The sequence below is a fragment of the Streptococcus infantis genome (assembly GCF_047465525.1).
GTDB classification, from domain to species: domain Bacteria; phylum Bacillota; class Bacilli; order Lactobacillales; family Streptococcaceae; genus Streptococcus; species Streptococcus infantis_R.
Map to the genome: position 1 here is coordinate 68688 of NZ_JASGZS010000007.1, position 21745 is coordinate 90432.

A 21745-nucleotide genomic window follows, 5' to 3' on the forward strand; every position below is an offset into this window, starting at 1 on the left:
CTTATAAATATCCAAAATGAGAAACATCTTCTTCTGCACTCTTCCACTCAAAAGGCGTTTCTTGGTAAACTGCATAATTTACCCAGTTACTGAAAAAGAGAGCTGCTGAGGAACTCCAACGCATACAAGGAAGTTCATGGATGTCATCATTTTTGAAATAATTTTCTGGTATATGGGGATCTAAACCAGCATCTAGATCTCTAAAATATTCCTTGGCTAACGTATCACGATCATACTCCAAATGCCCAAAGCTATAAACTTCTCTTAAATCTCGGCTTGCAAGGATAGAGATTCCCACCTCTTTTCCAGATGCTAAAATCTCTAGATTGGTTTTATTTACAATGTCTTCTTTGAGAATTTCTGTATGACGAGAATGAGGAGACACATACAAGTCATCAAAACCTCTCAGCAAAAGATGACCTTCTTTTAAAACATCCTGAGGATAAATTCCCGAAAGCTTTTGAGCCATCTGGTGTTTATCAACGCCGTAACGATAGTAGAGGCCAGCCTGTGCTCCCCAGCAAATATGCAGGGTTGAAAAGACATGTGTCTTTGACCAATCGATGACCTGAGTAAATTCCTCCCAATAGTCCACTTCTTCAAAAGGAAGATGCTCAACCGGCGCTCCTGTGATAATCAAGCCATCAAAATACTGGTCTTGAACTTCCGAGAAGGTCTTATAAAAAGTCTCCATATGCTCAGAACGAGTTGTTTTCGACTGATGACTTTCCATATATAAGAAATCAATATCTAACTGCAAAGGAGTATTAGCTAAATGTCGTAAAAGCTGAGTCTCCGTAACCATCTTCTGTGGCATCAAGTTTAAAATCAGGATTTTCAGTGGTCGAATATCCTGATGAGCCGCCCGCTGGTCATCCATGACGAAAATATTTTCCGTTCGTAAAATCTCAACTGCTGGTAATTTTTTATCAATTCGAATCGGCATGGAAATCTCCTTACTGTATCAATTCTAGGCTCAAACGAACATACAGTCGTCAAATGAAAAATCAGCTGACGAAAGTCCTTCCCTTTATTATACTGTAAGAAGATATAGTTTTCAATTATAGTTTTTCTCTAACTAGATATAGCCTTTTTTTATATCAGATGAAGAGAAAACAGCCCTAGGGACTGTTTTTCACTAATAATGCATAAGCACTTTATAATCGTAATCTCCGATAGCTTCGCGACCTTTAAGCTCATCAAGCTCAATCAAGAAGGCACAACCAGCTACGATACCACCAAGTTTTTCAATCATTTCGATAGTTGCTTTAACAGTACCACCCGTTGCCAAAAGGTCATCTACGATCAGAACACGTTGACCTGGTTTGATAGCATCTGCGTGCATAGTCAAAGTATCAACTCCATATTCTTTTTCGTAGTCAGCTGAAATAACTTCGCGCGGCAATTTCCCAGGTTTACGCACAGGAGCAAAACCAATTCCCAACTCAAAAGCAACTGGACATCCAACGATAAATCCACGCGCTTCTGGTCCTACGATCATATCGATCTTTTTGTCAGTAGCATATTGAACAATTTCACGAACAGCATAGCTGTAGGCATTGCCGTTGGCCATCAAGGGGCTAATGTCACGGAATGTAATTCCTTCTTGTGGATAATTTTCAATACTTGCAATGTAATCTTTTAAGTTCATAGCATTTCTTTCTTTTTAAGTTTTTACTCCCTATTATACCATAAATCTTAGAAAAGAGAAATAGAAAGAAACCCTGGAAACTGAGTCCAAGGCTTTTAATCTGATCTGTAACTATTGCTCGTTTAATGAACTCTTGCCTTCTTTTTGCTTTTAGAGTTTTGATTGCGTTGACGATTTTGTTCGATGCGCCACTCTCGCTCAAAGTAGGACATGGTTTCAAATACTCTGCGTGGTAAACCAACATCCAGCAAATAGATTGGGATTTTCAAAACATTTGATTGCTTTGCAGTCAAAAATTTACTTCTTAGACGATTCCATAAAGAGTTGGGTTTTATAAAATCCTTGTCATAAAAATGAACTTCAATAGTATAAAAATCCCTTGAACTTCTACCACCCTTGATTCTCATTAGAGAAAATGTTTCTACTTGCCCCCAGGAATAAAACTGCCAATCTTTTTGAGGATATGGCTTATAGGAAAAACCTTGGGCCGTACATTTCAAATACTCTTTATCTGAAAAAAGAAGTCGCAAACGTTGATACAAAATCTATCCAACAATGATGATTAAGAATAAGACAAAGAGTCTTAATGCCACTAATCCTACAGGTGCCTCCTTGGGATAGGTCATCATAAAAGATAGGATCCAAAGAAGAAAAGCTAATTCAACTAAGCAGAGAACAATAGTCCAAATGATTTTCTTACTGCTCCATTTGATAATTTTTTCTTCCATTAAGCTAACTCACTTAAATATTCATAGCGTTCATATTTTTCAAGCAAAGCTTCATTCTTCTCATCTAACTCTTTTTGAAGAGTAGCTAACTTCCCAAAGTCCGAGCCATTGGCCTGCATTTCCTCTTCAATGACAGAGATACGGTTTTCCAAGGCTTCGATGTCACTTTCAATGCTTGCCCACTCTTGCTTTTCTTGGTAGGTCATGCGTTTCTTTTCTTCACGGACTTTGACGACTTTTTCCTTCTCAGCCTTTTGAACTTGACTTGTCGCTTCTGCTTCGAAGGCTTTTTCATCTAGGTAGTCGGTGTAATGCCCAAAGAAAGGACGAATGCTACCATTCTCAAAAGCAAGAATCTTAGTCGCAACCTTATCAAGGAAATAGCGATCGTGACTAACTGTCAAAACTGGACCTGCAAAACCTTGTAAGAAATTTTCTAAAACAGTTAAGGTAGCAATGTCTAAATCATTTGTTGGCTCGTCCAATAGTAGCACATTGGGTTTTTCAAGGAGGAGTTTGAGAAGGTACAGACGTTTCTTCTCTCCACCTGACAGCTTTTCAATCAAGGTCCCATGTGTTGAACGAGGGAAAAGGAACTGTTCTAATAACTCCGCGATAGATGTCGTAGAGCCTCCGCTAGTTTTAACCTCTTCTGCCACTTCCTGCAAGTAATTGATAACCCGCTTACTTTCATCTAAACCTTCGATTTGTTGAGAGAAATAAGCGATACGAACTGTTTCACCGATGATAACTTGTCCTTCAGTTGGCTCGAGACTTCCTGCAATCAGGTTAAGAAGGGTTGACTTCCCAACACCATTATCCCCAACGATTCCGATACGGTCTTTGGCTTGAACCAAGAGATTAAAATGTTTCAGAATCGGTTTATTGTCATAGGCAAAGGAAACATCCTTAAACTCGATAACCTTTTTTCCGATACGGCTAGTTTCAAAATTCATGCTTAAGTCTGTCTCAACACTATTATCTGAAACTTCCTTCTTCAAGTCATGGAAACGATTGATACGCGCCTGTTGCTTGGTCGCACGAGCTTGAGGTTGCCGTCTCATCCAAGCTAATTCTTGCTTGTAAAGTTGTTCCTTTTTGTGAAGAAGCGCTGCATCGCGCTCATCCTGTTCAGCCTTGAGACGAACATAGTCTTGGTAATTTCCTTGATATTCTGTCAAACCAGCTCGGTCCAACTCGAAAATTCTCGTTGAAAGCGCATCTAGGAAGTAACGGTCGTGGGTGATAAAGAGAACCGTTTTCTTGGAATTTTTCAAGAAGAGGGTCAGCCACTCAATGGTGGCAATATCCAAGTGGTTGGTAGGCTCATCAAGAAGCAAAAGATCATGGTTGCCCAGAAGGACTTGCGCCAACTGAACCCGTCTTCGCAAACCACCTGATAGGGCTCCAACGGGAGTTGATAAATCCTGAATTCCCAACTTGCTGAGAACGGTCTTGACCTGACTCTCAATTTCCCAAGCTTGGAGGGAATCCATCTCTGCCATAACCCTTTCCAAACGTGCCTGCTTATCCTCACTGTAGTTGAGCATGAGCAATTCATACTCACGGATCAACTGGATTTCTTTCAAATCACTCGATAGAACAGTATCTAAGACAGTCTTGCTATCATCAAAATCTGGGTCCTGAGTCAAATAGCCAATCTTGTAATCATTTTTTGCCGAAAAAGGGCTTACGTCACCATCAAAACCAGAAACTCCTGAAAGGACATCCAAAAGAGTTGTCTTCCCTGTCCCATTGACACCGATAAGACCGATGCGATCCAAGTCATGGATAATAAAGGAAATATCCTTAAAGACAGTCTTGTCTCCAACGGATTTACTTAGTTTTTCAACAATAAAATCACTCATTTTTTCTCCCTCAAGTAAGCATGGATGGCTTCCAAGTTATTTTCCAAATCCCCATCCACGATAGCATACTCAATCTCTGCTAAAATTTCTCCCATTTCTGGTCCTGGTTGATAGCTGTATTCCTTGATCAAAATCCCACCATTGATTTGAATTTCTTTCTTATCATGGATGGTTAGGCTGTGGTAAGTCTCAGTAATGGTCTGTGGATTGACTTCTTTTCCTTGAGCCTGACGAAGATTTTCAGCCTGTATAAGCAAATCTAGATCAAAGCGGTAACAATCGCGCTTGCTTAGTTCTCCTTCTTCACGAAGTTCTAAGATTGTTAGCAAATCTTGAACTTGCTTGGCAAATTGACGCGAAGTTTTCCAATGTTTCAGAAATTGTTGAGCATCTTCCACTTCTAAAACCCATAAAAGTGCTGCCCAGGCTTGCTCAGAAGATTCAAAGGTAAAATCAGCCTCTAAGTCAAACAAAGATTGGAGTTTGTCCTGACTACCAGCCATATCTGGAAGATAATCATAAGCTTTACTTGCAATCATAGAAGACAGACCTACTCGCCAATGAGGAGCTAGTAGAAGTTTATCAAATTCAACAAAAGTACGTTCCACAGAAATTTTCTCTAAGAGTGGTGTTAAGGTCTTCATCGCTTCAAAGGTTTCTTGCTCGAGTTCAAAACCAAGACTGGCTTGAAAACGAAATCCGCGCATAATGCGTAGGGCATCTTCGTTGAAACGCTCACTAGCTACACCAACTGCTCGTAAAACTTGATTTTCTAGATCTCTCAAACCATCAAACAAATCAATGATTTCCCCTGTCTCATCTAAAGCAAAGGCATTAACTGTGAAATCACGTCGTTTGAGGTCCTCTTCTAGCGAACGAACAAAAGAAACTGAACTTGGTCTACGGTAGTCTACATAGACATCTTCTGTTCGAAAAGTAGTTACTTCGTATTCTTCATCTCCGTCTAAAACCAAAACGGTTCCATGCTCAATGCCAATGTCAGCTGTCCGTGGAAAAATCTGCTTGGTCTCTTCTGGATAAGATGACGTCGCAATATCCACATCATGGATGGGACGATTAAGTAGGGCATCCCTAACAGAGCCTCCAACAAAATAGGCTTCAAAGCCATCTTCTTTAATTTTTTCTAATACTGGTAAAGCCTTCTGAAATTCAGAAGGCATTTGTGTTAATCTCATAATAAGTGTTCTAATCCATAGACAAGCTCATGACGCTTGACAACTTCTTTGATTCCCAAATTCACCCCTGTCATGAAGGAGCTACGATCATAGGAGTCATGACGTAGGGTCAATCCTTCTCCCTGATTTCCAAATATAACTTCCTGATGAGCTACCAAACCTGGTAAACGGACTGAGTGGATTCGCATACCATCAAAATTAGCTCCACGTGCACCTGCAATGAGTTCTTCCTCATCGCTAGCACCTTGTTGGATAGACTCACGAACCTCTGCCATCAACTCAGCTGTTTTGATAGCTGTTCCACTAGGGGCATCTTTTTTCTTATCATGGTGAAGCTCAATAATCTCTACATTTGGGAAGTATTTTGCAGCTTGTGCCGCAAATTGCATGAGCAAGACAGCACCCAAGGCAAAGTTAGGAGCAATCAAGCCACCCAAGTTTTTAGAACGAGAAAATTCTTTTAGTTCTTCAATCTCTTGACTAGTGAAACCTGTTGTTCCAACGACAGGTGCAAAGCCATTTTCAAGCGCAAAACGGGTATTCTCATAGGCAACAGCTGGTGTTGTAAAGTCCACCCATACATCTGCTTCAAAGCCTTCTAAGGCAGCCTTATCATTAAATACAGGAATTCCCTGCCATTCTGTTGCAGTTTCGAAAGGATCCAATACTGCTACTAGTTCAAGTTCAGGATCAGACAAAACCATCTGACAAGCAGATTGTCCCATTCTCCCCTTAAAACCGGCAATAATTACTCGAATACTCATCTCAATCTCTACTCCTGTTTAAGATACAAAGGACCTTAGCTGCCCATGAAAAATAAGGAATGGCGCTGACTATACACGAAAGGCAAGACAGGAATCTTTTTTCAAGAGGTAGGTAGTCCGTGTTCAATTTCTAAGATACAAAGGACCTTAGCTGTCCATGAAAAATAGTCTAGATTATTGGTGTATAGCCCAGAGCAATACTTCCTTCTCCCAGGTGAGTCCCAATAACACTACCGAAGGTTGCAATTGAAACATCTGTAGCCACTCCACCATCGATTAAAAGCTGGCGCAAATCTGCTGCTTTTTGAGAAGCATTCCCGTGAATGACAGTAATCTGGTAATTCCCATTAGCTGTTGCTTCTTTAACAATTTCAACCAAGCGTTTGGTAGCCTTTTTCTCTGTACGAACTTTTTCGTAAACTTCAATCACACCTTGGTCATTGAAATAAAGGATAGGTTTAATGCTTAACAGATTACCCAAAATCGCAGCCCCATTTGAAAGGCGCCCACCTTTCACCAAGTGGTCCAAGTCATCCACCATGATAAAAGCTGAAGTTTTCTGGATTTGATTTTCCAACTGATCTAAAATGGTAGTAAACTCTTCGCCTTGCTCAACCCATCTAAAGACACTCTCAACCATATAGCCTAGGGGAGCGCTTGTAATACGGGTATCAGGAAAGGCAATGGTTAATCCTTCATATTCATCCTTCATATACTGGATATTTTGGTAAAATCCTGAAATTCCAGAAGATAGGAAAAGCCCCAAGGCATGTGTATAGCCTTTATCTTTTAATGATGATAAAATTTCATCCAACTTGGCAATACTTGGTTGGCTCGTTTTGGGCAATTCGCTTGCTGAAGCCATTTTTTCATAAAATTCTTGAGCGGTTAGATTTACACCTTCAACATACTCCTGTCCATCGATATTCACAGGAATGTCTAGCACAAATAAATCTTCTTTCCGCAAGGTTTCCGCTTGTAGAAAAGCAGATGAGTCTGTTATGACCGCTAATTTCATTTCTTAAAACTCCAAATTAATTCCCGGTATATCAAGGGCAATTTCTGTTACTTCATAAGTCAAACGATTAAGCATATCCAAACATGGACGAGCTAGTGTCTCAACTTCTTCTTGGCTGAAATCACTTGGTTGGTCGATAATACGACCTTCAACATGATTGACTTGAGAAATCGTTCCACTAATGACAAATCTATCAAAGACAATCATAAAGCTCAAAACAACTACTAAAGAGGTAACTTGATTTTCTTGATCATGCTGAAGCAACTGAAAGTTTACATCAACCTTAGTTTCAGGTGCTCCATTTTCATTTTCCCATTCAAAGTTACGCGCATCGAAGTGATACTGACTAACAAATTCTTGTTCACGTTTTAAATTCATTTTCATCTCCATTGGTACAATATAGTTGCCATTGTACCATATTTTTTTATTTTCTGCTAGATTTACTAAATACCAATCTCAGTTTTAACAACTTCAGCAATAGTGTCTACATAGTAGTCTACTTCCTCAGTGGTTGGGGCTTCAGCCATGACACGCAAGAGTGGCTCCGTTCCACTTGGGCGAACGAGGATGCGACCATTGCCTGCCATTTCTGCTTCCATCTTCTCGATAATAGCCTTGATAACTGGCACTTCCATAGCTTTTTCTTTCATGGCATTTTCCACACGGATATTGACCAATTTTTGTGGGTAAATGGTCACTTCTGAGGCCAATTGAGACAAGCTCTTACCTGTTTCTTGCATGATCTTGGTCAATTGAACTGCTGAAAGTTGACCATCACCAGTAGTATTATAGTCCATCAAGATAACGTGACCTGACTGCTCACCACCGAGATTGTAGCCAGATTTTCTCATTTCTTCAACAACATAGCGGTCTCCAACAGCAGTAACTGCCTTATTGATCCCTTCACGATCCAAGGCCTTATGGAAACCAAGGTTGGACATAACTGTTGTCACAATCGTGTTTTGAGCCAATTGACCTTTTTCAGAGAGGTATTTACCAATAATGTACATAATCTTGTCACCATCGACAATTTCGCCATTTTCATCTACAGCAATCAAACGGTCGCTATCACCATCAAAGGCTAAACCAATGGCAGACTGGCTTTCTTTCACAAGTTCTTGTAAGGCTTCTGGATGAGTTGAACCAACGTTCAAGTTGATGTTAAGGCCATCTGGAGTTTCTCCGATAACTGTTAATTGAGCACCTAGGTCTGCAAAAATTTGACGAGCACTTGTTGCAGCTGCTCCGTTAGCAGTGTCCAAGGCAACCTTCATCCCATCAAGAGGAGTTCCAGTTGAAACAAGATAGGCTTCATATTTACGCAAGCCTTCTGGATAGTCAACAACAGTACCTAATCCTTCTGCACTTGGACGTGGAAGAGTATCTTCACTGGCATCAAGCAAGGCTTCGATTTCTGCTTCTTTGTCATCGTCTAGTTTAAAGCCGTCACCACCAAAGAATTTAATTCCGTTATCAAGGGCTGGGTTATGACTTGCTGAAATCATAACACCTGCGCTTGCACCTTCAGTTTTAACAAGATAAGCTACTGCTGGTGTTGCAAGAACGCCTAGTTTATAAACGTGAATTCCGACTGAAAGGAGACCAGCAATCAAAGCAGCTTCTAGCATTTGACCTGAGATACGAGTGTCACGTCCTACAAAAACTTTTGGTGCTTCAGTCGTATGTTGACTGAGAACATAACCTCCAAAACGTCCCAATTTAAAAGCTAATTCTGGCGTAAGTTCTACGTTTGCTTCTCCACGGACTCCGTCCGTTCCAAAATATTTACCCATTTTTTTATCCTTTTCTATTGTTTTATTAATCTTTTTTTGAAGAGTCTGGCTTGGTTTCAGAACCAGTTGAAGACGAACTGCCCGAAGATGAGCTTGTCGTTGATGAGCTAGAACTACTTGCTGATCGAACTTGTTTCGTTGTTATCTTCATGGTTGTTTCATACGGTTTAATCACCGTTGGTAAAACTGTTCCATTCTTATCAATAGCTTGTAGAGGAACTGAACCCGTATAATTTCCAGTAATTTTTTCACTCGTTGGTAAGACAGCTACAATCTTATCAATCTTAGATAAGGTATCGACATCACTTGTAACTGAAACGCGTTCATCTGAAACAGTCACACTGTCAATGAGAATCCGTTCATCAACCTTACCAGAGTCAATCTGTGGAGTGACTGGTAAATTATCCCGTGTTGCCTTCTTCCCAATTTTAACGGTGATTTTCTGCGGTGTTGCTAGGGCTGTTAAACCGCTCGGAAGATTCTCAATGGTCAAGGGTACTTCAACCGTTCCTTCTGTCGCCTGTGTTAAATCTGCAGTAACCTTAAATTTACGAGTGCTTTCTTGCATCTCACTAGCCAAGGTCACTCGATTGGATCCAGTTAAAAATACCGTTACTTCTGAACTAAAACCGCTAATAAAATACTGCTCACTATCGTACTGAATATCAATCGGTACATTTACGACCGTATTGGTATAGGTTTCTGTTCGAGCCGATCTTGCATTATTATTATTTTGGTAATTAATAGAGGTAGCGTAGATAAATAAAACGCAAGCAAAGAGGAGTGAGGAGATGATATATAAACTATTTTTTTTCATTCTTCCAGCCTCCTAATATACGCTCTGTTAAGCTTGGCTCTTGTGAATTTTCCGGAATCAGTATACAACGTAGTTCTTCCTCAAATTCTTCCATCGTTAAATCATGCTTAAAGACACCATTATAGGTAATGGAAATGCCTCCAGTTTCTTCTGACACAACAAATGTTAAGGCGTCTGATACTTCAGATAAACCAATGGCTGCACGGTGTCGCGTTCCAAACTCCTTAGAAATACCAGTGTTTTCAGTAAGTGGAAGATAAGCAGATGTTACAGCTATTCGATCACCTTTTATAATGACTGCACCATCATGTAAAGGTGTGTTTGGAATGAAGATATTGATTAAGAGTTCTGCAGAAATCTTTGCATCTAAAGGAATCCCCGTGGAAATATATTCCTGCAAGGTTCTAACACGCTGAACTGATACAAGTGCTCCAATTTTCCGCGGGCTCATATATTCTACCGCTTTAACAAAGGCCTGAATCATCTGTTCTTCTGAACTCATTGGTGTACTTGAAAAGAAATCAGTCGCACGTCCCAAACGCTCTAAACCTGTCCGAATTTCTGGAGAGAAAATAACTACCGCTGCGATAACCCCGTAAGTAATCAATTGATTGATCAACCAGGAAATAGTTGTCAGGCCTAGGGTATTTGCTGCTATCTGAGCTAAGATAAAAACTAAAACACCTCGAACCAGGATCATAATCTTGGTTCCTGCAATTGATTTTGTAAATTGGTATAAGATATAGGCAACGATAAGAATATCAATCACATTTATCAGAATACTCCAAGGACTGGAAAATAAACTAGACCAGTATTGAAGATTAGATAATTGTTGAAAATTCATTCTAGGCCTCCTCTCCATAAAAAAGCTACTCTTCATTATATCATTTTATATGAAAATTTTCTTCATCCTACTTCATTTTACATTAGCAGAAAATATGATAGAATAAAATGATAGAAATGAATTAAGGAGAAACCATGTCTGAACTATATGATATTACCATTGTAGGAGGGGGACCTGTCGGTCTTTTCGCAGCCTTTTATGCTCACCTTCGTCAAGCCAAAGTACAAATCATCGATTCTCTTCCTCAACTAGGTGGTCAACCTGCCATCCTATATCCTGAAAAACAAATTCTCGATGTTCCAGGTTTTCCAAACCTCACAGGGGAAGAATTGACTAACCGCCTTTTGGAACAACTTGAAGGGTTTGAGACACCTGTTCACCTCAATGAAACTGTTCTTGAGATTGAAAAAGAGGATGGTGTTTTTAAGATTACAACTAATAAGGGAAATCATACTTCTAAAACCGTTATTATTGCTATGGGTGGTGGTGCCTTTAAACCACGTCCACTTGAATTGGAAGGTGTAGAAGGCTATGACAATATCCACTACCACGTTTCTAATATTCAACAATACGCTGGTCAGAAGGTAACCATCCTGGGTGGTGGTGACTCAGCCGTTGACTGGGCACTAGCTTTTGAAAAGATTGCTCCAACTACACTTGTGCATCGTCGCGATAACTTCCGTGCTCTTGAGCATAGCGTCCAAGCCTTGCAAGAGTCTTCTGTGACTATCAAAACACCTTTTGTGCCGAGTCAGCTTCTTGGAGATGGAAAAACTTTAGACAAGCTTGAAATCACAAAAGTTAAATCCGATGAGACTGAAAGCATTGAACTCGATCATCTCTTTGTCAACTATGGCTTCAAATCTTCTGTAGGTAATCTTAAAAAATGGGGACTTGACCTTAACCGTCACAAGATTATCGTCAATAGTAAGCAGGAGTCAAGCCAAGCTGGAATTTACGCTATCGGTGACTGCTGCTACTACGAAGGTAAGATTGACTTGATTGCGACCGGTCTAGGTGAAGCACCAACTGCCGTTAATAATGCCATCAACTATATCGACCCTCAACAAAAAGTACAACCAAAACACTCTACAAGTCTATAATGTCAAAATTACAATTTTATTAAAAAATCAAGTAAAATTTCACGATAAAACGCATAATAACAAGTATCTAAAGATCTTGCGATTATGCGTTTTTGTGATTTTAAAGACTTTTCCACTAACCTCATTTATTTGCGTTTTATAGAAAGTTTAATACTTATTGATTAATTTTTTAATATTTCCCTTATTCCGATATATTAAGACTAACAAACTCTGTGCACCGTATGAGTAATACTAGATAATATTCTATCTTAGTGTAATTTGTAGTGAAACTTCGAAGTTAACATTTACAAATTGACGTTAAATACAGTTATGAACATGTTATAAAGTTTGATGTTAGTGGCTGTTAGATTAATTATTACATAAGTTAAGTGTTAAACTGGCTCATTTATTATTCTGTATCGGTAATCTAAATTTAACTTCAGCACCACAACAATCTTCTCTATTTTTCAAGATTACTGATCCACCATGTAATTTAATTATTTGTTCAGTAATAAATAGTCCAATACCATAATTGGTTGCAGAATGCCTGCTATAATCTCCACGATAAAACTGTTCTTTTGCGTGAATTAAATCGATATCAGAAAAACCTTTTCCGTTATCTAATACTGATATTTCTAAAAATTTATCTACAGTTTTTATATTCAATTCCAATGTAACTATTCCATTATTATTTTCAATTGAATTCGCTAAGACATTTTGTAATGCTCTCTCTAAGAGTTTCAAGTCTACACTCATTATACCATCTTCAACTACTACATTAGTTTTTAGATTGTTAGAATTAATTGACATTAGTTCTTTAGAAACTGTTACCAATTGTTCTGATACAGTTTTTACTGCCAACGATTGTGGCTGGTATTCAGTAGCATTAGAATTCTTATTCATGATTAGAAGTGTTTTTATATATTCAGATATTCTATTGCTATTCCTCAGTATATAATCTATATAAATACTCTGGTCCTCTGTCATAGATGTCTTTTTAAGCAACTCAGCATTTCCTTGAACAATAGATACTGGGGTTTTCAAGTCATGTATCAAAGCAGAAATCTGTTTTTGCTTATTTTCTTCCTGTATCCACTCTTTGATTAATGACTCTTGCAAAGCATCTCTCATTTTCTCCAAACTAAATAGAACTTCATTAAATTCTTTGACTCTTGAATAATGCAGTTCAAAATCTAAAGTTTGTTCTGATATTTTTTCGGAAACAGCAAATATAGGTGAGAGCTGTTTTACAAGATACTTAGCCCATACTATTGTAACAACCAATGTATTTAGTAAACTAACTAAAATAAGAATACTGACATACACTGTATTGACATTAGGAAAATATTTTGCCATAAATTTATTTGTAAAATAGGGTTTTACTGAATATTGAATAATACAATAACCGTCATTTCGTAAAATTTCTATATAGCTATAAGATGGGGTATTATATACTTTCTCATTATTATAGTATCGAATTGCTCTATCTTCTTCATCTTTACTCATTGAACTAGAAATGATATTCCCATCCTTTGAAATTAATAGATATGAAGCATTATCTGGTATAAGATTTTTATCAAAAGTCTCTGTATTGGCTATCGCATTCTTCCTCTCATAAATCTGATTTTCTGTGTAATCGGCAGGTAAAATAAATCCTAATGAATACATGGTGGTGAACATCAGAATTACTAAACCAACTGAAAGAAACAGTACAATTCCTACACTTATTAGATATTCTAAAAATATTATTCTTAGCGATTGCCCTTTTAATTTTATTCCCATTTATATCCAATCCCCCATACAGTTACAACTGGAGATACACCGTCCTTCTGTAGTTTTGCGCGAATATTCTTAATATGTTCTGAAATAGCTGAAGAATTACCTATCCCATCATATCCAAATATCATCTCATAAATCTGTTCTCTTGAAAATACTTGCCCGCGCCTACGTGCCAGAAGTTCACAAATTCGATACTCAGATTTTGTAAAAGGAATTTTCTTATCATTTACATAAATTATATTCGCTGATAAATCAAATCTAATTTCTCCAAGATTTAAACTTAAATGTCTCTCTCGGTTTTCTCGACGTAAATGGGCATCAACTCTCGCAATTAATTCATTTACTCCAAAAGGTTTTAGAATGTAATCATCAGCTCCTGTTGATAAACCCGAAACAATGTCACTTTCCAAAGATTTTGCAGTTAAAAATAAGATGGGACAGTCTACTCTATCTCTAATAGATTTACAATAAGATATACCATCGATTTTTGGCATCATTATATCTAACAAGATTAAATCATACTCTGTTAATTTAGAAATAGGTACTTCTGTTGGATTTTGAAAAATATCTACATGGTATAATTTTTGCGTTAAAATATTTTTGATTAAGATCAAAAGATCCATTTCATCATCTATAGCCAATATTTTCACCATCTTATTACCACCTTCATTTCTATTCCATATTAGTTCTGCCGTTCCATTTATTAAACCAAATCAAACTTACAAATAAAATTACAACTATCATTGGTGTTGCAACTAAAGACCATTTAAAAAATTCATAATAAAATAAGTTTTCACCAGATATTTTATCTACAAAGTAAAGACCACAAAGTCTTGAAGACCAAGAACTTGGTATGTAATACCAAATCTTATCCCCCATACTTGTAACAGCAAGCAGAGCTATCAATGTTTCAAAGAAACCAAGACCAATAGAGGCACCACTCCCAAATCTGAGGCTAATAACCAGATGTATTAAATATAACGGAACAACTCCGATAATCATTAAGACTAATTCCAATATCAAATCATAAAATTCTTGATAATTAAAAAACATCAAAAAACTACTTTGGAGTAAAACAAGTGATAGAGATGCACACAACAATAAGGATAATAACTTACCAATATATAGACTCGTTCTTGATTGCGAACCCATTAACATTATCTGAAAGCAACCTGCTTCTGCTTCCATTTCTATTACCTTTGCAGTAATAAAACCAATAATAATCGGGAACAATGCACCTAACGTAATCAAATAATTTAATGTGACATCCTCAATTGAATACCTACTTAGGCTCGTAAATTTAAAACCAGCATATATCATAATCACAAATAGTATTGGGAGAAACAGATATAACCAGGGTAACCAAGTATGTTTTATCTTATATAGTTCAGACTTTAAAATATTTATCACTATCCCACCTCCTGTTTTGTAAACCAAATAGATGATAAGTAAGATAATAGAAGAAATAACAGAATTGAGAAGATACATGGAAGCAAAATTGATGTGTTTAACATCATATTTCCTGCATCTGCTGGTAGTCCATTTGGCATAATTTTCAGCATTGGAACCATAGCTCTTATACTCCAACTATATGGGGAAAACAACCAATAATCTCCAGCAGAAAACATAATTCCAAGTACAATACCTAGTAAACCATTTATCATAAGACTAATAGAAAAACCAAACTTTTTAGCTAATAGTAGGCAAAATGGAATTTGCCATATGCTTGATACCACTAATACTATACTCGAAACTAATAAAGTACTAAAGCTATAGCTTAAAAATATTTGTTTTCCAAAAATAAATTGCACAATTAAAACTGCTATCAAATGAACCAAACTTGTCATCAGAATCAAACAGCTTGCTACAATAATTTTTGATATCCAAATCTTTCTTAAATCAATACTTAGAGGATAAACTGCCCTATATTTTATTTTTTTATCTTCGTATCGATTCATTAAAGCAGGAATCAGTGCATAAGTAATTGGCATAATTATAGTATACCACCAATTATATGAATCTACTGTAAAATATGGTGGTGCCAGTATATAAGAAAGAATTATCAAAGATATAGGTATTATATAGATTATTTTTTTTAAAAAAGTTCTTTTATATTTTAAATAATCACTAAGGATATAATTTATCATTTTTAATTCTCCTTCTTTACTACTTCCAAAAATAAATTTTCTAAACTTTCTTGAGAGTTTTTTATATCTTGGTATTTTAATTCGCCTTCACATATTATTCCGATATAATCTGCAACTTGCTCAACTTCGGAAATATTATGGCTGGATAGAATTACTGTAATGCCTTGTTTTGGAAAGCCAAGAATCATCTCCCTTAATTCTTGAATTCCCAATGGATCTAAGCCATTGGTTGGTTCATCTAAAATTAATAATTTAGGATTATTTAACAGTGCTATTGCAATTCCTAATCGTTGTTTCATTCCCAAAGAAAATTTTCCACTTCTTTTTTTACCTGTATTTGATAGACCAACGATTTGTAGAACTTCATCAATTCTTGATTCGGGTAATCCAAGTAACATTGTTCTTACTTTTAAATTTTCTCTTGCACTTAAGTTCTCATACAATGGAGGTAACTCTATCAAGGCACCAATTTGTTCGAGATCCTTTCTACTCCATATATGATCATTAAATATAATATCTCCGGACGATTTATGGAGCATTCCTGTTATCATCTTTAGTGTAGTTGATTTCCCAGCACCATTTGGACCAAGTAATCCGTAGATACAATTCTCTTTCACTTGTAATGAAATATTATTCACTACAAGTTGATTCCCAAATTTCTTTGACAAATTCCGTGTCTCTAAAATATTTTTTTCCATTTTGATCCTCCTTAAATTTACACATCAATAATAAAATATAAATTTAAAGATTTTATAAAGAAAATACATAACTATCTATTAATTTTTTAAAAAACTATAACTACGCAATTTAATGAAGATTAAAAATAAAAATTTGAAATTTTTAGAATTCTATCTAGAACCTTAATCTCTTAAAACAACGAATCCTCTGAAAATGAAAATTCTACTGAATGAAACTTCAGTAGAATTTTTTAAATTTGAGGTTATTTTAAAAATTTTTAAACATCAATCTCGATATATCTTTTTTGAATATCAATATCTTATATTTTACAATTCCTCTGCAATTTTATTTATCTTTCTCAGTCTGTGGTTGACACCACTCTTGGTCATGGGATTACTGAGACTATCTGCTAATCGTTGGATAGAGTAATCAGGGTGCTGGATCCGCAGACGGGCGACTTCCTGCAAATCTGCTGGAAGATTATCCAAGCCAATTCTATCTTTGATTTTACTGATATTGTTGATGGTTTTCATGCTTGCTGAAACCGTCCGAGCAATATTAGCCGTCTCTGCATTATTAGCACGATTGAGATCATTACGGGTTTCACGTAAAATTTTGATGCCTTCGAAAGTATCACGCGCCTGCATGGCTCCAATAACTATGAGAAAGTCCATGATATCCTCAGCACGCTGAAGATAGGTCACTGCACCTTTTTTTCGTTCAATCACCTTGGCATCCAACAAGAAATGCTGAAGAAGCGCCGCAATCCCTTGGGCATGGTCCAGATAGACTGAGCTGATCTCAAGCTGATATTTACCAGAGTCTGGATCCCGAATACTTCCGTTTGCCAAAAAGGCTCCACAGAGATAGGCACGACCTGCTTCCTCATCTGCTAGAATTTCAGGTGCAATACCTGTCTCTATTCCAAAGAAGGAGTCTGCCAAGTGCAAATCACTCAGTAGTTCTTGAACTCGCTCATCCGTAAAAACAGTATAGACGCGATTTTTACGAAGATTACTCCTCTGATGGTGACGAATTTCTGATTTAATCTCATAGAAGTGCAAAAAAGATTCATAGAGATGACGAGCCAACTTAGCATTTTCTGTAATGACGGACAAGGTCAACCCAGAATTCGATAAACCAATACTACCAGACATCTTAATAATGGCAGATAGTTCGTGGCGACTCAGATGGTGTTGACCTAGGATTTCTTCTTTTACTGCTACTGTGAAGCTCATTTTCTCACCTGTATAATGCGCATCAATTCATCAACAATTAAATCTCCATCGTGGAAGGCACCACCATTTTCCAAACGAAGGAAATTAGACGAAATCACACGGGGAACTTGTTGATGCAGTCCCTCAAAATCATGCTCAACCTGAACTAGATACTCATCGAAACGATTGGTGTCCATATAGTCTCTTGGAACCTTTTCGATATTAACAAGTACGGTATCAATAAAGGGGCGACCAAGATGACGATGCAAGACTTCCACATGATCACTATCTGTAAAATGCTCAGTCTCACCACGTTGGGTCATGATATTGCAAACATAAGCCACCTCTGCTTTGGTTTCAAGAAGGGCTTGTCCAATCTCTTCAATGACAATATTCGGCAAAATGGAGGTAAAGAGTGAGCCAGGCCCTAAGACAATCATATCACTCTCAAGAATTGTATTGACAACTCGACGGCTAGCCTGCGGTTTCTCATCGTCTAGAGTGTTTGTCACATAGACATGGTCAATCATTCCTGGATGGTCTGCGATGTAACTTTCCCCAGCTACTTCTGAACCATCTTTAAAGACAGCATGGAGTGTCAAAGGATGGTCACTTGATGGGAAAATCTTCCCTGTAGTATGGAAGAATTTACTCAGCAATTGCATGGCATTATAGGTCGAACCCTGCATTTCAGATAATCCAGCTATGATAATGTTTCCTAATGGATGACCAGCAAAGGCACCTGCATCCTCTGAAAAACGGTATTGAAAGACCTTTTCATAGAATTTTGGCATATCTGACATGGCGACAAGGACATTACGTAAATCCCCTGGGGGTGTTAACTGTTGAATATTTTTACGAAGTTCACCTGAAGAACCCCCATCATCAGCAACAGTTACAATCGCTGCAATCTCGACATCCTTTTCCCTTAAACTTTTTAAGATAACAGGGATTCCAGTTCCCCCACCAATCACCGTAATTTTTGGTTTTCTCATGAACGGTTTACCGTTTCCTTTCTTCGATCTTTATCACGATGACTTTCATTTACTGGCCAATTTTTAGACAAATCATTTGCTAAACGCTTGGCAAAGGCAACGCTTCGGTGTTGACCACCAGTACAACCAACTGCAATGGTTAAGACAGATTTGCCCTCTTTTTTATAGCCTGGGAGAATTGGTTCAACCAAGGCTAGCAAATGGCGGTAAAAGTCTTCGGATTCCTCGTGTTTCATGACATAGTCGTAAACAGCTTGATCTTCACCTGTCTGATTTCGAAGTTCTGGTAGATAGTAGGGATTTGGGAGGAAACGGACATCAAAAACTAAGTCGGCATCAATGGGAATACCGTATTTAAAGCCAAAAGACATGACCTCAATACGGAAAGACTGAGCCTGTTCTTGATCTGAAAATTGTTCAGCAATGGTCTTACGAAGTTCACGAGGTGTTAACTCTGTCGTGTCAACTACGTTTTGACTCATGTTTTTCAAAGGAGCCAAGAGTTCGCGTTCCAACTTAATCCCATCTAAAATACGACCATCTGCTGCCAGAGGGTGACTTCTTCTGGTTTCCTTATAGCGTGCCACTAATTCCTTATCCGCCGCATCCAAAAAGAGGATTTTGAAGTCTAAATCATCTTGATTTTCCAATTCATCCAAGACAGCCTGAATCTCTGAAAAGAAGGAACGGCTACGCATATCCACTACCAAAGCTAATTTGTGGTCATCATCCTTAGTCTCAACCAACTGCAAAAACTTTGGCAATAGAGCTGGTGGCATATTATCAATGGTAAAATATCCTAAATCTTCAAAGGATTGAATGGCTACAGTTTTCCCTGCACCACTCATCCCTGTTACAATCACCAGGTGAAGTTGTTTCTTTGTCATCTTTGTCTCCTTATATCAAAAGAAGTTTGGAAGAACCAAACTTCAAATAACTCACCCAATCTCTGCGATGACTTCAATTTCTATTTTTACATCGCGAGGTAGACGAGCTACTTCTACAGCTGAACGAGCTGGAAATTCCTCTTTAAAGGCTGTTTGGTAAACCTCATTGAAGGGTACAAAATCGTTCATATCGCTTAAGAAACAGGTTGTTTTGACCACATGGTCAAAATCAGTTCCTGCTTCAGCCAAGATAGCGCCAATGTTTTTCAAAACTTGCTCTGTCTGTTCTTGGATAGTCACTCCGACGATTTCTCCAGTTTCAGGAGATAGGGGCACTTGACCGCTAGCAAACAAAAGATTGCCAACGATTTTTCCTTGAACATAAGGTCCGATTGCCTTTGGTGCCTTGTCTGTATGAATTGTTTTTGCCATATATATTCCTCACAATTTTTCTAAAATAGCATCCCAAGCTTGATCCATTCCTGCTTTTGTTACGGAGGAAAAGAGGATAAAATCATCACTTGGATCAAAGTTTAATTTCTTTTTAATTGCTGATTCGTGCTTGTTCCATTTCCCACGCGGAATCTTGTCTGCCTTGGTCGCCACAATGATGACAGGAATCTCATAATATTTAAGAAATTCGTACATCTGTACATCATCTGCTGACGGATCATGACGAAGGTCAACGAGACTGACAACTGCTCGAAGATTTTCACGAGTGGTTAAGTACTCCTCAATCATGCGTCCCCACTTTTCTCGTTCCTTTTTGGAAACACGGGCATAACCGTAGCCAGGCACGTCTACAAAACGCATCTTATCATCAATATTAAAGAAATTAAGTAGTTGTGTTTTTCCTGGTTTTCCTGAAGTACGAGCTAGATTCTTACGGTTAAGCATGGTGTTGATAAAACTTGATTTACCAACATTTGAGCGACCTGCAAGAGCAATTTCAGGAAGTTCATCTTGCGGATAGTGGGACTTATTGGCAGCACTCAGTAAAATCTCAGCATTGTGTGTATTGATTTCCATAGTCACCTCTAGGCTGTCTCTAGGATTGGCTTAGCCGTTCCGTCAACCGCTTCTTTTGTGATACGAACTGTTTTCACATTTTCTTGACTTGGAACTTCAAACATAACGTCTAGCATGGTTTCTTCGATGATTGAGCGAAGACCACGCGCACCAGTTTTACGTTCGATGGCTTTGTTCGCAATTTCCTGAAGTGCTTCATCGTCAAATTCAAGCTCAACATCGTCATATGAAAGCAAGGTCTGGTATTGTTTGACCAAGGCATTTCTTGGTTCCTTCAAGATGCGAACCAAATCATCAACAGTTAACTGTTCTAAAGCTGCAAAGACAGGCAAGCGTCCAATCAATTCAGGAATAATACCGAATTTCTGAATATCTTCTGCAATGATTTCTTGCATGTAAGAACTGTTTTCGTCAATAGCCTTGCTATTTTGTCCGAAACCGATAACTTTTTCACCAAGACGCTGTTTGACAATTTCTTCGATTCCATCAAAGGCACCACCCACGATGAAGAGGATATTCTTGGTGTCTACTTGAATCATTTCTTGTTGTGGATGTTTGCGTCCACCTTGAGGAGGAACACTTGCTACTGTACCTTCGATAATCTTAAGGAGGGCTTGTTGCACACCTTCACCAGAAACATCACGTGTGATGGAAACATTTTCGCTCTTCTTAGCAATCTTATCAATCTCATCGACGTAGATAATCCCACGTTCTGCACGTTCAATGTTAAAGTCAGCTGCCTGCAAGAGTTTGAGGAGAATGTTTTCCACGTCCTCACCTACATAACCAGCCTCAGTAAGAGCCGTTGCATCAGCAATAGCAAAAGGTACATTCAAACTTCTAGCAAGAGTCTGAGCAAGGAAGGTCTTCCCTGATCCAGTTGGGCCAATCATTAGAATGTTTGACTTTTGCAAATCCACATCTTCAGTCTCTTCACGAGTGTCATGGAAATTGATGCGTTTGTAGTGGTTATATACAGCCACTGCCAGAGCCCGTTTGGCACGATCTTGACCGATCACATAGTGGTTCAAAATGTTTAGGAGTTCGATTGGTTTTGGTACCTCAGACAAGTCCGCCAAAACTTCCTCAGCCAACTCCTCACGAATAATTTCCTGGGCCAACTCCACACATTCATTACAGATAAAGGCATTGTTCCCAGCAATTATTTTTTTAACTTCTTCTTGGCTTTTGCCACAAAATGAGCAATAAACCATCATATCATTTTTCCTATTTGTAGGCATGATTCCCTTCC

At 38.0% G+C, this 21745-nt stretch carries 23 protein-coding genes; 1 reads left to right on the top strand and 22 read right to left on the bottom strand.

Translation table 11 applies throughout. The annotated features are described in order from the left end of the window. Position 1 precedes the first annotated feature (1 nt). The 11 genes from metA to cdaA all read right to left on the bottom strand — a co-directional run bounded on the left by metA (position 2) and on the right by cdaA (position 10679). Positions 2-946 (bottom strand): homoserine O-acetyltransferase MetA, encoded by a 945-nt coding sequence (gene metA, locus QM374_RS03820; protein WP_001122704.1) that lies wholly within the window; start codon positions 944-946, stop codon positions 2-4. 192 nt (positions 947-1138) lie between these two features. Then, positions 1139-1651: an adenine phosphoribosyltransferase gene (locus QM374_RS03825; RefSeq protein WP_006145170.1), complete on the bottom strand. Its 513-nt coding sequence runs from the start codon at positions 1649-1651 to the stop codon at positions 1139-1141. Between the two features lie 122 nt (positions 1652-1773). Beyond that, positions 1774-2058 carry a hypothetical protein gene (locus QM374_RS03830; protein WP_414310923.1) on the bottom strand — a complete coding sequence of 95 codons (285 nt, stop codon included), beginning with the start codon at positions 2056-2058 and terminating at the stop codon, positions 1774-1776. A gap of 320 nt (positions 2059-2378) precedes the next feature. Next, positions 2379-4247: an ABC-F family ATP-binding cassette domain-containing protein gene (locus QM374_RS03835; RefSeq protein ID WP_414310924.1), complete on the bottom strand. Its 1869-nt coding sequence runs from the start codon at positions 4245-4247 to the stop codon at positions 2379-2381. After that, on the bottom strand, positions 4244-5443 hold the full coding sequence (locus QM374_RS03840; RefSeq protein WP_414310925.1) for a CCA tRNA nucleotidyltransferase: 1200 nt from the start codon (positions 5441-5443) through the stop codon (positions 4244-4246). Before QM374_RS03840 ends, QM374_RS03835 begins: the two co-directional genes overlap by 4 nt. Next, complete coding sequence (gene dapB / locus QM374_RS03845; protein WP_414310926.1) at positions 5440-6207, bottom strand: 4-hydroxy-tetrahydrodipicolinate reductase; 768 nt, start codon at positions 6205-6207, stop codon at positions 5440-5442. Before dapB ends, QM374_RS03840 begins: the two co-directional genes overlap by 4 nt. A gap of 169 nt (positions 6208-6376) precedes the next feature. Continuing rightward, positions 6377-7225 carry a DegV family protein gene (locus QM374_RS03850; RefSeq protein ID WP_414310927.1) on the bottom strand — a complete coding sequence of 283 codons (849 nt, stop codon included), beginning with the start codon at positions 7223-7225 and terminating at the stop codon, positions 6377-6379. 3 nt (positions 7226-7228) lie between these two features. Next, the gene (locus QM374_RS03855) at positions 7229-7603 is read right to left on the bottom strand and encodes a DUF1149 family protein (protein WP_153224934.1); all 375 of its coding nucleotides are present in this window, start codon (positions 7601-7603) and stop codon (positions 7229-7231) included. Between the two features lie 65 nt (positions 7604-7668). Beyond that, entirely contained in the window at positions 7669-9018 is a 1350-nt protein-coding gene (gene glmM / locus QM374_RS03860) for a phosphoglucosamine mutase (RefSeq protein WP_414310928.1), read from the bottom strand. A 25-nt stretch (positions 9019-9043) separates the two neighbouring features. Continuing rightward, the gene (locus QM374_RS03865) at positions 9044-9835 is read right to left on the bottom strand and encodes a YbbR-like domain-containing protein (RefSeq protein WP_414310929.1); all 792 of its coding nucleotides are present in this window, start codon (positions 9833-9835) and stop codon (positions 9044-9046) included. Next, positions 9822-10679, bottom strand: a complete 858-nt coding sequence (gene cdaA / locus QM374_RS03870; protein ID WP_414310930.1) for a diadenylate cyclase CdaA — start codon at positions 10677-10679, stop codon at positions 9822-9824. Before cdaA ends, QM374_RS03865 begins: the two co-directional genes overlap by 14 nt. A gap of 134 nt (positions 10680-10813) precedes the next feature. On the opposite strand from cdaA, the gene QM374_RS03875 reads away from it, so the two are divergent. Further along, positions 10814-11782, top strand: coding sequence for an NAD(P)/FAD-dependent oxidoreductase (locus QM374_RS03875; protein WP_414310931.1), 969 nt, complete (start codon positions 10814-10816; stop codon positions 11780-11782). 381 nt (positions 11783-12163) lie between these two features. Here the strand turns inward: QM374_RS03875 and QM374_RS03880 are convergent, their stop codons facing one another. From QM374_RS03880 to clpX, 11 genes are all read right to left on the bottom strand, one after another. Then, complete coding sequence (locus QM374_RS03880; protein ID WP_414310932.1) at positions 12164-13543, bottom strand: sensor histidine kinase; 1380 nt, start codon at positions 13541-13543, stop codon at positions 12164-12166. Next, on the bottom strand, positions 13534-14193 hold the full coding sequence (locus tag QM374_RS03885; protein ID WP_414310933.1) for a response regulator transcription factor: 660 nt from the start codon (positions 14191-14193) through the stop codon (positions 13534-13536). The genes QM374_RS03880 and QM374_RS03885 overlap by 10 nt, the downstream gene beginning before the upstream one ends. A 19-nt stretch (positions 14194-14212) precedes the next feature. Next, a complete protein-coding gene (locus QM374_RS03890) occupies positions 14213-14950 on the bottom strand; it encodes a lantibiotic immunity ABC transporter MutG family permease subunit (protein ID WP_075229882.1) in 738 nt (245 codons plus the stop codon). Beyond that, entirely contained in the window at positions 14950-15687 is a 738-nt protein-coding gene (locus tag QM374_RS03895; RefSeq protein WP_075229883.1) for a lantibiotic immunity ABC transporter MutE/EpiE family permease subunit, read from the bottom strand. Before QM374_RS03895 ends, QM374_RS03890 begins: the two co-directional genes overlap by 1 nt. A 2-nt stretch (positions 15688-15689) precedes the next feature. Continuing rightward, on the bottom strand, positions 15690-16385 hold the full coding sequence (locus QM374_RS03900; RefSeq protein ID WP_075229884.1) for a lantibiotic protection ABC transporter ATP-binding protein: 696 nt from the start codon (positions 16383-16385) through the stop codon (positions 15690-15692). 306 nt (positions 16386-16691) lie between these two features. Further along, a complete protein-coding gene (gene whiA, locus QM374_RS03905) occupies positions 16692-17603 on the bottom strand; it encodes a DNA-binding protein WhiA (protein ID WP_075229885.1) in 912 nt (303 codons plus the stop codon). Further along, positions 17600-18577, bottom strand: coding sequence for a YvcK family protein (locus tag QM374_RS03910; protein WP_414310934.1), 978 nt, complete (start codon positions 18575-18577; stop codon positions 17600-17602). Before QM374_RS03910 ends, whiA begins: the two co-directional genes overlap by 4 nt. After that, complete coding sequence (rapZ, locus tag QM374_RS03915; RefSeq protein ID WP_414310935.1) at positions 18574-19464, bottom strand: RNase adapter RapZ; 891 nt, start codon at positions 19462-19464, stop codon at positions 18574-18576. Before rapZ ends, QM374_RS03910 begins: the two co-directional genes overlap by 4 nt. 51 nt (positions 19465-19515) lie before the next feature. Further along, the gene (locus QM374_RS03920) at positions 19516-19896 is read right to left on the bottom strand and encodes a RidA family protein (RefSeq protein WP_049548567.1); all 381 of its coding nucleotides are present in this window, start codon (positions 19894-19896) and stop codon (positions 19516-19518) included. Positions 19897-19905: 9 nt separating this feature from the next. Next, positions 19906-20493 carry a ribosome biogenesis GTP-binding protein YihA/YsxC gene (yihA, locus tag QM374_RS03925; RefSeq protein ID WP_049494688.1) on the bottom strand — a complete coding sequence of 196 codons (588 nt, stop codon included), beginning with the start codon at positions 20491-20493 and terminating at the stop codon, positions 19906-19908. Positions 20494-20501: 8 nt separating this feature from the next. Then, entirely contained in the window at positions 20502-21734 is a 1233-nt protein-coding gene (gene clpX / locus QM374_RS03930) for an ATP-dependent Clp protease ATP-binding subunit ClpX (RefSeq protein WP_223333495.1), read from the bottom strand. Between the last annotated feature and the right edge of the window lie 11 nt (positions 21735-21745).